This is a genomic window from Micromonospora salmantinae (genome assembly GCF_022230905.1).
GTDB classification, from domain to species: Bacteria; Actinomycetota; Actinomycetes; order Mycobacteriales; family Micromonosporaceae; genus Micromonospora; species Micromonospora salmantinae.
Genome location: NZ_JAKKFG010000014.1, coordinates 238,298 through 253,620, shown reverse-complemented (window position 1 = coordinate 253,620; position 15,323 = coordinate 238,298). Strand labels below are relative to the sequence as shown.

At 71.0% G+C, this 15,323-nt stretch carries 7 protein-coding genes; 5 read left to right on the top strand and 2 right to left on the bottom strand.

The features are described from left to right. Window positions 1-57: 57 nt before the first annotated feature. On the bottom strand, window positions 58-5,673 hold the full coding sequence (locus PSH03_RS14210) for a GH92 family glycosyl hydrolase (protein ID WP_238689408.1): 5,616 nt from the start codon (window positions 5,671-5,673) through the stop codon (window positions 58-60). A gap of 275 nt (window positions 5,674-5,948) precedes the next feature. Then, window positions 5,949-7,028, bottom strand: coding sequence for a glycoside hydrolase family 19 protein (locus tag PSH03_RS14205; RefSeq protein ID WP_238689407.1), 1,080 nt, complete (start codon window positions 7,026-7,028; stop codon window positions 5,949-5,951). A gap of 443 nt (window positions 7,029-7,471) precedes the next feature. Here PSH03_RS14205 and PSH03_RS14200 point away from each other — a divergent pair, with 443 nt between their 5' ends. The 5 genes from PSH03_RS14200 (at window position 7,472) to PSH03_RS14180 (ending at window position 15,320) form a co-directional block, all read left to right on the top strand. Continuing rightward, a complete protein-coding gene (locus PSH03_RS14200) occupies window positions 7,472-8,494 on the top strand; it encodes a polysaccharide deacetylase family protein (RefSeq protein WP_238689406.1) in 1,023 nt (340 codons plus the stop codon). A 265-nt stretch (window positions 8,495-8,759) separates the two neighbouring features. Further along, window positions 8,760-10,178, top strand: coding sequence for a WGR domain-containing protein (locus PSH03_RS14195; RefSeq protein ID WP_210786132.1), 1,419 nt, complete (start codon window positions 8,760-8,762; stop codon window positions 10,176-10,178). Window positions 10,179-10,246: 68 nt separating this feature from the next. Next, window positions 10,247-11,350, top strand: a complete 1,104-nt coding sequence (locus PSH03_RS14190) for an endonuclease domain-containing protein (protein WP_238689405.1) — start codon at window positions 10,247-10,249, stop codon at window positions 11,348-11,350. Next, window positions 11,347-12,075, top strand: a complete 729-nt coding sequence (locus PSH03_RS14185) for a hypothetical protein (protein WP_238689404.1) — start codon at window positions 11,347-11,349, stop codon at window positions 12,073-12,075. The genes PSH03_RS14190 and PSH03_RS14185 overlap by 4 nt, the downstream gene beginning before the upstream one ends. Next, window positions 12,072-15,320 (top strand): ATP-binding protein, encoded by a 3,249-nt coding sequence (locus tag PSH03_RS14180; protein ID WP_238689403.1) that lies wholly within the window; start codon window positions 12,072-12,074, stop codon window positions 15,318-15,320. The genes PSH03_RS14185 and PSH03_RS14180 overlap by 4 nt, the downstream gene beginning before the upstream one ends. Window positions 15,321-15,323 lie beyond the last annotated feature (3 nt).

Genomic DNA, 15,323 nt, shown 5'->3' with positions numbered 1-15,323 from the left:
GTGGGGCGGGCCGTGATCACGGCCCGCCCCACGCGGCTGTACTGTCCCGGCTCGGTGCTAGCCGGTGACGGTGAACGGTCGGGACACCTTCGTCGCCGACGTGGCGCCGTTCAGCGTCACGCTTGTCGCGCCCGCCTTCGCCGCACGCGGAACGCTGACCGTCGCGCCGGAGATGACGCCGTCACCGTTCGCGTGCACGGTGCTGACCGCCAGTCCGGTCCCGACGGCGATCGTGACCACCTCGTTCGGCGCGAACCCGGAACCGTCGACCATGATCGACGTGCCGCGCGGGCCCGAGGTGGCCAACAGCGCCACCCGCGGCTGGTAGGTCCGCGCCTCCGGCTCCCCGGTCACCTGGACGGTGGCCGTGGCCGGCGTACGCGAGGACGCGCCCGTCGCGGTGACGGCGTACCGGCCGGGTTGCGCGTCACCGGAGGTCGGCACCGAGGCGCGGACCGTTCCCGTCGCGGAGGCCGCGACCTTCATGGTCCGGCCCGGGTCGGTGCCGACGCTGACGGTCACCTGCTCGCCGGCGGCGAAGCCGCTGCCGTTGACCGTGATCGCCCCACCGGTGGTGACGGTGCCGGACGCGGACAGCGCGATCGCCGGCTGCGATCCGCCCCGAGCCACTGTCACGGTGAAGGACTCGGTGCTGCTCGACAGCGTGTCCCACGCGGTGACGCGCACCGTGTAGGTGCCCTCCCGTGCGTACGTGTGCTGGCCGCTCATCGCGCCGGACGCGCCGATCGTCACGTCGTCCGGAACCGTGCCGTCACCCCACTGGACGCGGGCGCGGTAACCCGTCGTACCGGGAACCCCGCCGGTCACCGCACCGAGGTTCGCCGCGAGGGCCTGCCCGGCGGTGGCCGTCTGGCTCGTCGGGGCGGCGGTCGTCAGTGCCGGGGCGGGCGTGCCGTCGTTGGCCACGGCGAACACGTGGATCCGACCCGCCGAGCGAGGGTCGCCGGTCTGCGTCGGCAGGGTCACCGACACCAGCGTCTTGCCCGCCGGAATCTGGTACGGCGCGGTGGCGAAGAGGAACGGCTGGGCGCCGTCGCGGCTCGTGCCCTGCAACCGGTACGCCGTCCGGGCGACGACGATGTTGCCGTAGGACGGGGTGCCGTTGGCGTTGCCGCCCAGCGTCCAGTCGCTCAACTGGATCGGAATGCTGGCCGTGCTGCCGTCGCTGAACGTCGCCGTGCCGGTGGTGCTCTGGTTGCCCTGCGTTCCGGCGCCGACGAACGAGATGCTCTTCGCGTCCTCCGGAAGGTCGAGGACGACCGTCGCCCCGTTGCCGGTGGCGTTGTCCGGCTGCCCGGCCGGGATCACCGGCACTGCGAACCGCAGCGCCGTTCCGGGCACCTGCTGCGGCTGGCCCTGGGTAACACCACCGGCCGCCAGAGCGGCCCGAGAGTACGCCCAGGACTTGGCGTCACAGTCTGCCGCCAGGACCCCCTCGTCACCGACGCAGACGCTGTCGAACGCTGCGGTGAGACCGGAGGCCGGGGCGTACGCCACCTCGACGCCGACCGTCGCGGAGCTCTGGCTGTCGCCGTCGGTCACCGTGACGTTCGCCTGGTGGTAGCCGGGTGTGGTGTAGGTGTGCGACCCACCGATGCGGTAGACGGCCCGCGAGCTCAACGTCACGGTGCCCGCGGTGACCGGCGTGCCGTCACCCCAGTCGATGGTGGCCTGGTAGCCGCCGGCGTCACCGCCGGTGACGGTGGCCAACGGCACCGAGACGGGTACGCCGGTGGTCGCGTGCACGCCGTCGGCCGCGGTGACGGTGATGTCGCCGCCGCCGAGGTCGAGGTCACCTCCGGCGAGCAGCTCGACCTCGGCGAGGTTGGTCTGCGCGGCGCCGACGGTCTTCGTGACGGCGAGGCGGAACTGGGCGAACCGTCCCGGCTTGTCGATCGAGTACGGGCGGGTCTGGTTGCGCCACGGGAACACCTGGCCGGTGCGGGAGTCCACAGTGGTCCAGGTGAGGCCGTCGTTGGAGCCCTGCAGACGCCAGTCCGCCGGATCGCCGGCAGCGGCCCCGGACGTGACCGTGTAGTACTTCGGCTTCTGCTTGCCACCACGGAAGGCCCAGGTGATCTGCGGGGTCGCCGAGGTGAAGGTCAGCTGCGTGGTCGACGAGTCGTCGAACAGCTTCGACGCGTCCTGACCGCCGGTAGCGCTCGCGGTGCCGAGACCGGGGCCGGTGACGTCCTGCAACGGCTTCGGCGCCTCGTCACCCTTGGTCAGCGACGGCGGCGCGTCGTTCCGGCCGCTGCCCCACGACGACGGTTTGGGGCCCATCTGGAAGTCGATGGTGCCGCCCTTGGCGAGCGTCGCGACATCCACTGACAGGCCGCTCTGCTTCTTGCCGTTGACCTTCACGCCCTGCACGTAGACGTTCGCCGCGCTGTTGTTCGGCGCGTTGACGACGATGTCGCCGCTGCTGCGGTGCACGGTCATCCTGGTGAACTGCGGCGAGCCGATCGCCCACTCGGACGACCCGGCCTGCAGCGGGTAGATGCCCAGCGAGCTGAGGATGTACCACGACGACATCTCGCCGTTGTCCTCGTCGCCCAGGTAGCCCTGGCCGATCTCACTGCCGACGTAGAGACGCCGCAGGATCTCCCGCACGGTCTCCTGGGTCTTGGCCGGCGCCCCGGCCACGTTGTACATGTACGGGATGTGGTGCGACGGCTGGTTGCTCATGCCGAGCTGACCCATCCGCACCGCGCGCGCTTCGAGCATCTCGTGGATGACGCCGCCGTACCCACCGGGGCGGTCGGCGTTCTCCGGGGTGGTGAAGAACGCGTCGAGCTTGTCCCGCAGCGCCTTCTGCCCGCCGTACAGGTTGATCAGGCCCTGGCCGTCCTGCTGGGCGGTGAACGCGAAGTTCCACCCGTTGGTCTCGGTGTAGACGCCACCCCAGTCCAGCGGGTCACCGGCGAGGAAGTTGCCGGCGGCGTCGCGGCCCTGGAAGAGCTTCGTCTTCGGGTCGAAGAGGTGGACGTAGTTGCGGGCCCGCTCCAGGAAGTACCGCGACTCCTCCTTGAGCCGGGCACGCTCCGACTTCGGCGTGGCCGGGTCCTTGGCGAGCGCCGCACCCATGTTGCCGATGCCGAAGTCGTTGATGTAGCCCTCCAGCGCCCAGGACACCGACTCCCCCGTGGACGTCGGCGTGTAGCCGAGGAACAGGGAACTCTCGATGCCCTTGCGCCCGACCGCGCTGCGCCCGGACGCGACGGTCGCGTCCTTGACGGCCGCGTCGTACGCCGCGAGCGGGTCGGGCAGCTTGACCCCGGTGAGGTACGCCTGGGCCAGCGCCACGTTCGCGCTGGTGCCGGTCATCAGGTCGGCGTAGCCGGGGGACGACCAGCGGGCGATCCAGCCGCCGTCGCGGTAGTGCTGGACGAACCCGTCGGAGATCTTGGCGGCGACGTCCGGGTACAGCAGCGCGTAGGCGGGCCACACGGTGCGGTAGGTGTCCCAGAAGCCGTTGTTGACGTAGATCTGCCCGTCGACGATCTTCGCGCCGGTCCGGGTGGGGGTCGACGCGCCGGTCGGCGCCGAGACCGGGCTCGCGTACTGCCAGCGCGGCGCGGCGGCGGTGCCGGTGTTCTCCGACTGCGAGTTCGGGTAGAGGTTCAGCCGGTACAGGTTCGAGTACATGGTGACCAACTGCGACTCGGTGGCGCCGCGCACCTCGACCCGGCCGAGCCGGTCCTTCCACGCGGCCGTCGCGGCGGCGTGGATCTGGTCGAAGCTCTTGCCGGTGACCTCCAGATCGAGGTTGCGGCGCGCCTGGTCGACGGAGAGGAACGAGGTGGCGAGACGCATCGTCACCTCCCGCGAGCCGGAGATGTCGAAGGTGGCCGAGGTAGCTGCGGACGCCGTCGGCGCCCGGTCGAAGGCGCCGGAGACGAACATCCGGCTACGACCGGCCGACAGGCCGCTTCCGTTGTCGACCCAACCGGTGAACGTGCCGTCCGTGCCGATGGTGAACGTGCCGTTGTGGAAGACGAGACTTCCGGTCGGCTGCCCGGTGGGGAAGGTGAACCGCATGATCCCGGCGTGGTCGGTGGGCGACATCTCCGCGACCAGGCCGTTCTGGAGCGCGACCCGGTAGAGGTCCGGTTGCGCCGTCTCGTCGTCGTGACGGAAGGCGAGCGCACGACTGGCGGGCTGACCGGTGAGCGACCCGCCACCGACGACCGGCATGACGGACATCTGGTTACGGTCACCCATCCAGGGGCTGGGCTCGTGGGAGATCGCGAGGCCCTGGAGCATGGGCAGGTTGGCCTCGTTGTTGATCCGGTGGTACTCGTACTCCCACGAGTCGGAGGTCGCGTCGGTCACCGGGGTGAAGAAGTTGAACCCGTTCGGCACGGCGGTGATCGGCAGGTTGTTGCCGCGCGAGAAGCCGCCCGTCGAGTTGGTGCCCCGTCGGGTGTCGACGTAGTTGGTCAGCTTCGAGCCGTCGATCGACGCCGGCGCGGCCGTCAGCTCGATGTCGTCGAGCCAACCTTGGAACCGGGTCTCCGCGGTGGCCTGCGGATTGTCGTACGCGAGCAGGATGCGGTCGATCGTCTTGCCGCGCGCGACGGTGCCGAGGTCGGCCTGCACCAGGTTCCACTGGTCGGCGAAGAGCACCTTCGAGGCGCCCTGACCGGCGCCCGTGAGTGGGTAGCCGTGCTGGTCGGCGGGCGAGCGACCACTGAGGTAACTGCCGTCGGTGAAGTGCAGGTCGACGGCGGCGTAGGTAGACGGGTACCTGCCGTCTCCACCGGTGAACTCGGGGAAGATCTTGTACGACAGTCGGGTCTTCGGGCCGACCGGGATGGTGACGTCGAAGAGCTTGTTCGTCGCGTACGACCGGCCGTTGCCCTCGGCGCCGCCGGAGTAGCGCAGCGCGGCCAGCCCGGTGAACCCGACGTCCGGCTTCGTGGTGTAGCCGCCGTTCGGGCCGGCGGTCGCCTCGCTGACCATGGGGGTGGCCGGCGGGCGGACGTCCGAGCCGTCGCTGATGTTCCAGTCGGCGAGCTGCAGGAGCGAGTCACCGGAGTTCGCTGTGATGTTGAGCCGGTAGAAGCCGTAGGCGTTCGGGTTGGTGAAGCTGTACGTCTTGGTGGCGAAGCGCCCGCTGAACTTCTCGCCGGCGCGCTTGTCCAGGTCGGTCCAGGTGCTGCCGTCGTTCGACCCCTGGACGACGAAGTCCTTCGGGTCCCGGGTGGGTGCGTCGTCGGCCGCGGTCAGCGAATAACGCGCCACCGTCGCCGGCTTGGCGAGTTGGTAGGTCACCCAGCCGGTGGACGCAAACACGAGCCACTTGGTCGACGGATCGTCGTCCTTGAGGTTCGCGGCGATCTCTCGCGGCGGGTTCTCGTCGCTCGCGGTCACGGCGCTGACCTGGCCGAGCAGGCTGCCGGGCAGCGTGGCGACAGTGCCGCTCAGGTTGACCTGGACCGGTTTTCCGTTCGGGCCGACCTCCACGGTGCTGGTGGCGGGCTGCGGGTCGGCGGACTCGAACGACGAGGTGAAGTTGCCCGGCGGTGCGGGGGTGGGGGCGGCGTTCGCAAGGGGCGCGGCGACGAGCAGGCCCAGCGGTAGCAGGGCGGCTGTGGTCGCCGCGATCAGGCGGGGTGAGAGGGGGCGCGCAAGGGGGGTGTGCGACATGAGGGACGGAGCCTTTCGACTCGAACCGGGTCGAGTACGTCGAACGTCTGGGCAGTGTGGAGCGGGTGGTGGGTCGAGCCCTGACATCGTTGTCATGAGAGTTCGTGAGTAACGGAAGCCGGGGCGTGTGGACTGCCGCTGATAGTTCCGGGCGCAGCACGGCCGTGTCAACGGGTTGATCGCGCCGAAGCGGCCGCCGCCCTCACCGGGGTCCGGCGGCCGAGGTGCCGGGCCTCGACGCCGTCTGGCGACGTACGCCGAGGCCCGACCACTGATCAGCAGTAGAGGTTGGCTCCGGCGGACACCCCGAGGATGCCGACGAACTGCTGGTACCTGGTGACGCGACTCTGCACCTGGGCGGGGTTTCCGCCGTTGCACTCGATCGAGCCGTTGATGCTGCGGATCGTCTGACCGAACCCGGCGCCGTTGACCATCGCGTTGTGGGCGGTCATGGTGCCCGGCCCGTTCTGGGTCATCCAGTACCAGATACCGGTCTTCCAGGCCACCGCGGCGTCGGTCTGCACCAGCCACGGGTTGGTCAGCAGTGGCAGGTTGAGGGCGTTGCCCGCGGCGTTGTAGTTGAAGTTCCAACTGAGCTGGATCGGCCCCCGCCCGTAGTAGGCGGCCTGCCCGGCGGGGCAGCCGTACGGCTGGCCGTAGTCGCAGTAGTGCGGGTAGTTCGCGGTGTTCTGCTCGACCACGTGCACGAGCCCGCCGGTCTCGTGGTAGACGTTCGCCAGGAAGGCCGCGGCCTCCTGGCGCTGGACCGTGGCGCTGCCGGTGCGCGCGAACGCCGAGTAGGCGCTGAGGGCGGCGACGAGCCCGGAGTACGTGTAGAAGGAGTTGCGACTCGGGAACATCTGGTTGAACTGGGCCTCGGTGACCACGAAGCCACCCGGGTTGGTGGGCGGCGGAGTCGTCGGGGGCTGGCCGCCACAGGTGTAGGGCTCCCAGTACCAGGTGCTGACGACGGGGTCGTACCCCGGGTTGTCGTGCTCGGCGATGTAGTAGGAACCGTTTGTGTACCGGACGATCGCCCCGGCGGCGTACCACGTCCCGGCGGTCCAGTTCGGGTAGCTGCAGGTCCCTCCGGTGGGCGGCGTGGTGCCCCCGCCGCACGCGCCGAGGTCCTCCCAGACGCCGGTAGTGCCCGGCGGCGCCTCATTCTGGGTCCACCACTTCGCCCGGTAGTTGCGGCCGTTGTGGGAGACCTGGGCGTCTCCCCAGTAGACGGCCGATGCCTGCCACGATGCCGTGCAGGCCGCCGCCGACGCGGCAGTGGCCGGGATGACCGCCACCAGCCCGCCGGCGACGATCAGTGCCGCCAGCGCGACCAACGCGCGCAGTCTCGTCATGTGATCACTTCCCTCCTGGGACCTCACTGGCCGAAACCCGAGCCGGATATCGACCGAAGTGACTGTAACATCTTCTGTTCACAATCTTTACTATTAGATGTCGGGGGCGCGACGGTGGACCCGGGGATCGACGACCGGTAGTTCCGGCCACTTTCCGGATCACGTAACGAGGAGACCCATCGATTGATGCGATCAATACGGCATCGGGACTCCAGCCCGACCGAGGCGTGCCTGCCCCGACCGCCGAGCAGCCTCCTGCCGTGTTCCGAGGATGTTCCGGAACTTGTTGACGCGTTGGAATTCTCGCTGTAATACTCCGATCCATTGAGGTCAATGCGATCGGCTTCGTTGCGGTTTCCGCTTCAGCTACCCACTTATCCACACCTGTCCGGACTGTGCTGCCCGCCCCGGGGCGCGTCCGGGCCTGCGCGAAGGGGCACCAGATGAGCAGGCTCTTCCCCCGCACGGCCCTGTGGTCCAGGCGGTTGCGCGCGGCGCTCGCCGTCCTGGCCACCGCCGTCGCCATGTGCGGCGTCGCCCTCGCGGCCACCTCCACCCCGTCGAGCGCCGCCGCCTGCAACGGCTACGTCGGCCTCACCTTCGACGACGGTCCGACCGGCAGCACCAGCGCCCTGCTGAACGTGCTGCGCGCCAACGGCGTACGGGCCACCATGTTCAACGTCGGGCAGAACGTCCAGAACAACCGGTCGGCCGCGCAGGCACAGGTGGCCGCCGGCATGTGGGTGGCCAACCACAGCTGGAACCACGCCCACATGACCTCGATGAGCCAGGCTCAAATGCAGTCGGACCTCTCCCAGACCAGCTCGGCGATCCAGTCGGCCACCGGCAGCCGACCGGTGTTGTTCCGGCCGCCCTACGGCGAGACCAACTCCACGTTGCAGTCCGTCGCGTCGTCACTGGGCATGCGCCAGGTGCTCTGGGACGTGGACTCCCAGGACTGGAACGGTGCCAGCGTCAGCCAGATCGTGGCCAACGCGAGCCGACTCCAAGCCGGTCAGGTCATCCTGATGCACGACGGGATCCAGAACACCCGCGACGCCATTCCGCAGATCATGGCCAACCTGACCAGCCGCAACCTGTGCCCCGGCATGATCTCGCCGTCCACCGGCCGCGCGGTCGCGCCGGACGGCACCACCCCGCCGCCCACCACCACCCCGCCGCCCTCCGGCGGCACCTGCACCGCAACCGCCACGACCCCCAACGTGTGGGGCGACCGGTACAACACGTCGGTGACGGTCAGTGGCGCAAGCACGTGGACGGTGGTCGTGGCCATCACCTCGCCGCAGCGGGTCACCACCATCTGGAACGGCACCGCCACCTGGGACAGCAGCGGCACGGTCATGACCATGCGGTCCAACGGCAGCGGCAACACCTTCGGCTTCACCACGATGACCAACGGCAACAGCAGCGCCCGCCCTCAGATTCGCTCCTGCACCTCGGGCTGACATCGCCCAGGTTGAGACGTGCGCGGTGGGTGCGCCCGGCACCCACCGCGCACCTGCCTTCCCGCGGAGCCGGGGCTTCACTCGACGATCCCACCGCGCCCCGTACCCCCGACCGCGTGGCTGACCCTGGGCGTCGGCGCGCACGCGGTGCTCCGCGACGACGCGCTGCGCTGGCCGGACGCCGATTCTGTCGGGGGGCGCCGTTAACGTGTGGTCACTGTCGCCGCGCCGGATCGCGCCGCTCGCTGACCCTCGGAGGCCCCCCATGTCCCAGGAGACGACCTACCTCGAACTGTCCGAAGTGGACGGTGCGCACAAGTTCTACGAGGTCATCGTCGACAATGCCACGCTGACGGTGCGCTACGGCCGGATCGGCGACCAGGGGCAGGTCAAGGCGAGTGCCTATCCGGACAACGCCCGCGCCCGGGCCGCCGCGGCGAAGAAGATCGGCGAGAAGGTCCGCAAGGGCTACGCGCCGGCGGTTCCCGGCGTCCGCCAGAAGCGCACCGTGTCGCGGCGGCAGATCGTGAGTACCCGCTCCACCGCCCACACCGCCCCGGTGCTCTGGCGCTACGACTCCGGCGCCCCCGCCTTCGGCATCTTCGTCGACGGGCAGCACTGCATGGTCGGCAACGAGCACGGGGTCATCACCACCCTCGACCACGACGCCCAGGTGCGCAGCCAGGTCCGCCTTCCCGACGGGGTGAAGTGCATCGTCGCCGACGACGCCTGGATCTACGCCGGCTGCGACGACGGCAACGTCTACGACCTGTCCGGCAAGGTGCCCCGCGTGGCGTACGCGATTGCCCCGGAGATCGACATCTACTGGCTGGACATCCACGACGGCGTCCTCGGCGTCTCCGACGCCGACGGCGGGATCACCGCCGTCGACCACGAGGACGAGTTCCTGTGGCGTCGCCCCGGGCGGGGGCGTTCGGCCTGGATGGTGCGGTGCGACGACGACGCCATCTACCACGGGCACTCGCAGGGCGTGACCGGCTACGAGTGGCGTACCGGCACCGAACTGTGGCACACGAGGACCGGTTCGGTGCTCTTCGGCTGGCAGGAGCACGGCAGTGTGTTCGCCGGCACCAGCACCCGCGAGGTGGTGCGGCTGTCCAAGTCGGGTCGCCACGAACGCACCTATCTGTGTGACGCCCCGGTCTTCTCCTGCGCCACCGCCGAGGGCGGCGAGTACGTCTTCGCCGGTGACAGCCAGTCCTCGATCTACTGCTTCGACGCGGCGGGCACCCGGCTGTGGAAGCTCGGCACCGGCTGCGGCTCGGCGTACTCCATGCAGTACCACGACGACCGGCTCTACGTCGTCACCACCGGCGGCCATCTGGCCTGCATCGACGCGAGCGAGCCGGCGATCCGCGCGGCGCAGGCCGGGGATGTTCCCCAGGTGCGCGACATCAAGGCCCCCCGCCAGGCGCCCCAGCCGGTGCAACCGACGATCGTCGAGGTGACCAGCGACTCGGGCGCGGGCGTGGTCGTGCAGTGCCTGGACGATCGGGGGCGGTTGCGGGTTCAGGTGCTGTCCGACGGTTACCGGCGCGACTGGTCGGTGCAGTTCCCCAAGGGGATTCGCGAGCCGGGCGCCCGATACCTGGTGACCGAGGTGCGCGAGTCCAGCCGCGGTGGTTACTACCGCGCGTACGGCGACATCCGCCGGCTGCGCTGAGCCACGAACGCGCTGCCTCGTCACCGAGGGGTCCCCGGGCGCACCCGCCCGTGTCGTAGGGTGCCGCCATGGCGCACCCCGTCCGGGCCAACGGCGACGCCAGCAGTGCCTGGTGGGCCGCCCCGCCGACGGGGCGGGTCAGTCACCTGCCGGGCATCGACCCGGAGATGCTGCGGGTGGCACTCGACCCGTTACCGCGGGCAGCGCCCGCGATCGTGCACTACCGGCCCACTGTGACAGGCTCCCTCGGCGTCCTCGTGGACACAGTGCTCGACCAACTGGACTCCGCGGCCCTCGCGATGTTCCCCCGCTGGCTGACCGGGGCCGACCACGTCGACAGCGAGGGCACGCTCGGCGTGGCGGCGGTGCGGGCACTCGCGGCCCGTACCGCCGCCCGCTCCCGGCACTTCGGCCCGTTCCTGGCCGACCTCGCCGAGCGAGGGCTGCGCGGCCCACACCGCCCCGGCGGCCGGTCCCGCTTCGCCCCGGGGGTACGCGCCGCCGGGCTCGCCCGGGTGATCGCCGACGCGTACGACCGGGAAAGCTGCGTACTCGTCGTGGCCCTGCCCGACCTGGAATCCGCCGCCGAACGGACGCTGGTGGCCGCCGCCGAGTGGCTCGTGCGGCACGGTGGCTTCACCGTGTGGTTGGCCGGCGGGCCGCTGCGCCACGCCGACCGGGTGCGCTCGGTGCCCATGCCGGTTCCGGCGCGATTCGCCGAGCTGGCCAGCATGACCGAACGGCTTCCGGCCATCGCCGCGGAGCCGGAGTCGACGGTGCTGGCCTGGCCGCCGATTGCGGGCGTGCCCCGCGGTGACAGCGCCGCCGAACAGGCGTTGGAACGCGCGCTCGCGCCACACGACTGGGCGCGGGGCCGGCGGTGGAATCAGACCTACGAGTGGCACGTCCTGGCCACGGCGTACCGTCTGGATCTGTTTTGGCCCACGGAGGGTCTTGCGGTCGAGGTGGACGGCCCGGAGCATCGTGGGCGAATCGCTTTCGCCAACGACCGGCGGAGAGACGTACAGCTGCAACTCCTCGGGCTGGACGTGCTCCGCTTCACCAACGAGCAGGTGCTCACCGACGCGCCGGCGGTGGTCGACGGGATCCGTCGGCTGCTGGCCCGGCGACGCGCGGGCAGCACGCACCCCCACGGAGATGAGACATCATGACGAGCCCGGCGGACGTCCCGCACCTGACGCCGAACCAGATCAACGCCCTCGTGGTGCTGATGGTCGAGGCACGCCGACTCACCAACGTCGAGCTGAAAGAGCTGGCCGGTTTCACGCTGACCGGCAAGGACAACACGAAGCTCGTCGACCTGGGCCTGGTCGACACCGATCGGACGCACCGGCCCTTCGCCCACGAGCTGACCGAGCAGGGCTGGCGGGTGGCACGTCAGCTGCACACCGCCGCGCCGCCGAAGCAGGGTGGCTCGACGACCCGGTCCCTGTTCGTCGTCCTGTCCAACCTGCACCGTTCGCTGGACCGGCTCCGGGTCAGCCACGGCGACTTCTTCAAGCAGACTGCGGCAACGGCCGCTCCGGCGACCAGCGAGCCGCGACAGGAGGTACCGGCGCCCACCGTGACAGCGACGACGGCGGCACCGGCGACGGCGGCACCGGTGTCCGCAGCGGAGGTGGAGGCGCTGGTTCGCTCTGCGTACCGGGAGCTGGCCACCGCGCCGGGCGCCTGGGTCGGTCTCGCCGACGTCCGCGACCGGCTCGCCGACACCGACCGGGCCGCTCTCGACGCGGCGTTGCGGGCGATGGTCGGCCGGGACGACGTCCGCATCATCCCGGTGGCGAACACCAAGTCACTGACCGCACGGGACCGGGCCGCGGCCGTCCGCATCGGGAACGAGGACAACCACGCCCTGGCGATCGGCCCGGCATGATCTCGGACGACCAGCGGGCCGCGCTGGAAGCGGTCAGTCTCAACCCGGCGGTCACCCCGGACGACGTCTGGCGACCCAGCCCGCACAACGTGCCGGAGCTGCACGAGAAGGTGGCCGCGGAGATCCTGCGCGGGGTGGCGCGGGCCCGCACCGACGACACGAGCATGCCGCTCGGCGTGGCCATGCAGGGCCGCGCGGGCGCCGGCAAGACGCACCTGCTCGGGGCGGTCCGCGAACGGATCCAGGGCGACGGCGGCTACTTCTTCCTTGTCGACATGGTCAGTGGCAAGACGTTCTGGGAGAGCGTGGCCCTGGCCCTGGTGGAGGGCATGGGCCGCCCTCACGTCGGCTGGGGCACCCAGTTGAAGACCTTCCTGCGTCGACTCACCCCCCAGCTCGGCCTGCCGGTGGAGGTCCGCGACGCGGTCGCCGGCGCCCGGCCGGTGACCCGTGCGCAGCTCGACACCTTCATCTGGGCGCTGCGCGAACGCGATCGGGAGGTCGGGCGGGACGCCCAGGACACCGCTCGGGCGCTCGTCCTGCACGGTGCCATCGACTTCGAGGCACAGGACGTCGGTTACGCCCATCTGATCTCCGAACCGGGTGACCCGGCCGCGCGGGCGGCGTGGGGGTTGAGCGCCGCGATCCGCACCCCGCAGCAGGTCGTGCAGGACATCTCCCGGCTGATGGCCCTGACCCTGGACCCCACCGTCATCGCCGTGGACCAGCTCGACACGCTGTTCGCCCAGACCAGCACCTCACTGCTTAACCAGCATCAGGGGCTGGAGGACGGCCAGGCCAAGGTGCTCGGTCCGATCGCCGACGGCCTGCTCAAGCTCCGCGACATCACCCGCCGCACACTGGTCGTCGTCTCGTGCCTGCCGGACACCTGGGTGCTGATGACCCGCACCGCGCCCACCCCGGTCGCTGACCGCTTCCGTACGGCGACCCTGCCGGACCGGATCCCCTCCCCGGAGATCGGGCAGGCCATCGTGGCGAAGCGCCTCGCCGCCGCCTACGCGGGCATGTACTTCGGGCCACCGCACCCCACCTGGCCGATCGCCCCCGCCGCGTTCGCCGACGCACCCACCCTGACGCCACGCGCCCTGCTCCGCCGGGTGGACCGCCACATCGCCTGGTGCCGTGATCGCGACGACGTGGTCGAGCTGGACCGGCTCATCGACGGCGCCGACTCGACGCCGACGGTCAGCACCGCCCGTGGCGCCTCCGCCGATCCGAGCACCGACGAGCGCCGGCTGCGCGAGTTGGACGCACGGTTCGCCGAACTGGTCGAGGCCGCGGACGTGTCGGCCGCCGTCGATCCGACGGGCGAGGACGAGCACATGCCGCCGCTGCTCGCCGCCGGCCTGGCCGCCTGGATCGCCGAGCAGGCGCCGACCGGCGCCACCTACAAGTACGATCCGCCGCCCGGCCGCAAGCCCGCGCTGCACGGGCGGCTCATCGAGGTGCTCGACGAGGCCACCGAGAACGAGGCGCACTGGTGCTTCCGGGCCATCGCGCACCCCAACGCCGTCGCCGTCACCGCCCGGGTCAAGGCCGCCTGCACCCTCGCGGGGTTGGACCGGGACCTGCCACAGCGGCGGCTGATCCTGCTGCGCAACGGTCCGTGGCCGACCGGGAAGCGTACGACCGAGGTGTTGACCGGCTTCGACGCGGCCGGCGGCCTGCGGTGTGCCGTGCCGGAGGCGGACCTGCGGGTCTTCGCGGCGCTGCGGGTGATGGCGGCCGAACCGTCCACGGCCTTGCAGGAGTGGCTGGTGGCCCGCCGTCCGGCCAGCGGCACCGAGCTGTTCCGCGCGGTCCTGCCCGGCCCCGACGGGACGCGCGGCGGTGCCCAGCCGCCGACGCCCGACGACGACGAGCCACCGTCGGGTGGCCCCGAATCCGACCGGATGAACGTGCCGGAAGCCGACGTCCCCGCCGGTGTGTCGACCGGTGCGGTGGCCGAGCCCGTACCCGCTGACCCGGCCGACCTCGTGGTCGGCGAGGGCGGTCGGGTCGTCGGGCTGGGGCGGACCGTCGACGGTGGTCACCCGTTCACGGTTCCCCTGGAGTCGTTGCGCCGCCACGCGGTCGTGTTCGCCGGGTCCGGCTCGGGCAAGACCGTGCTGATCCGCCGGCTGGTCGAGGAGTGCGCCCGCGAGGGGGTCTCCGCGATCGTGCTCGACCCTAACAACGACCTGGCCCGGCTCGGCGACCCGTGGCCCGACCCGCCGAGCGGCTGGGGCCCCGGCGACGCCGAACGCGCCGCCGACTACCTCGCACACACCGAGGTGGTGGTGTGGACGCCCCGGGTCACCGCCGGCCGGCCGCTGAGCTTTCAGCCGCTGCCCGACTTCACCTCCCTGCGGGACTGGCCCGACGAGTTCGACCAGGCCGTCCGCTCCGCCGTGGAGGCGCTCGCGCCCCGGGCCGGCGTGGACCGCTCAAGCCGACTGGCCCAGCAGGGCAAGGCGGTCCTCACCGAGGCACTCCAGGCGTACGCGCGCAGCGGGATGGTCGGCCTGCCCGGCTTCACCGAGTTCCTCACCGATCTGCCCGAGGGGGTCAGTCGGCTGGCCCGCGCCGGAAAGCTCGCCGAGGAGTTGGCCGAGGCGCTCAAGGCTGCGATGGTCACCGATCCGCTCTTCGGCGGGGTCGGTGCGCCGGCCGACCCGGGGCTGCTGCTGACGCCGTCGGCGGGGCGGCGGGCCCGGGTGTCCGTGATCAGCTTCGTCGGCCTCACCTCGGATCAGGAGCGGCAGAGCTTCGTCAACCAGTTGCAGATGGCGCTCTTCGCGTGGATCAAGCGGCACCCGGCCGGTGACCGGCCGCTGGGCGGGCTGTTCGTGATGGACGAGGCGCAGACGCTCGCGCCCTCGACCGGCACCACGGCCTGCACCGCCAGCTCGATCGCGCTGGCCTCGCAGGCCCGCAAGTACGGGCTCGGGCTGGTCTTCGCCACCCAGGCGCCCAAGGGTCTGCACAACCAGATCTCCGGCAACGCGACGACGCAGTTCTTCGGGCTGCTCAACGCGCCGGCGCAGATCGACGCGGCCCGGCAGCTCGCCGAGGCCAAGGGCGGGCGGCTGCCGGACATCGGCCTGCTCAACAGCGGTGAGTTCTACGCGGCCGGGGAGGGCTTCTCGTTCGTCAAGGTCCGTACCCCGCTGTGCCTGACGCATCACCCGAAGGCGCCGTTGACCCCGGAGGAGGTCGTCGCCCGCGCCCGCCCGGCTGGGTAGCCT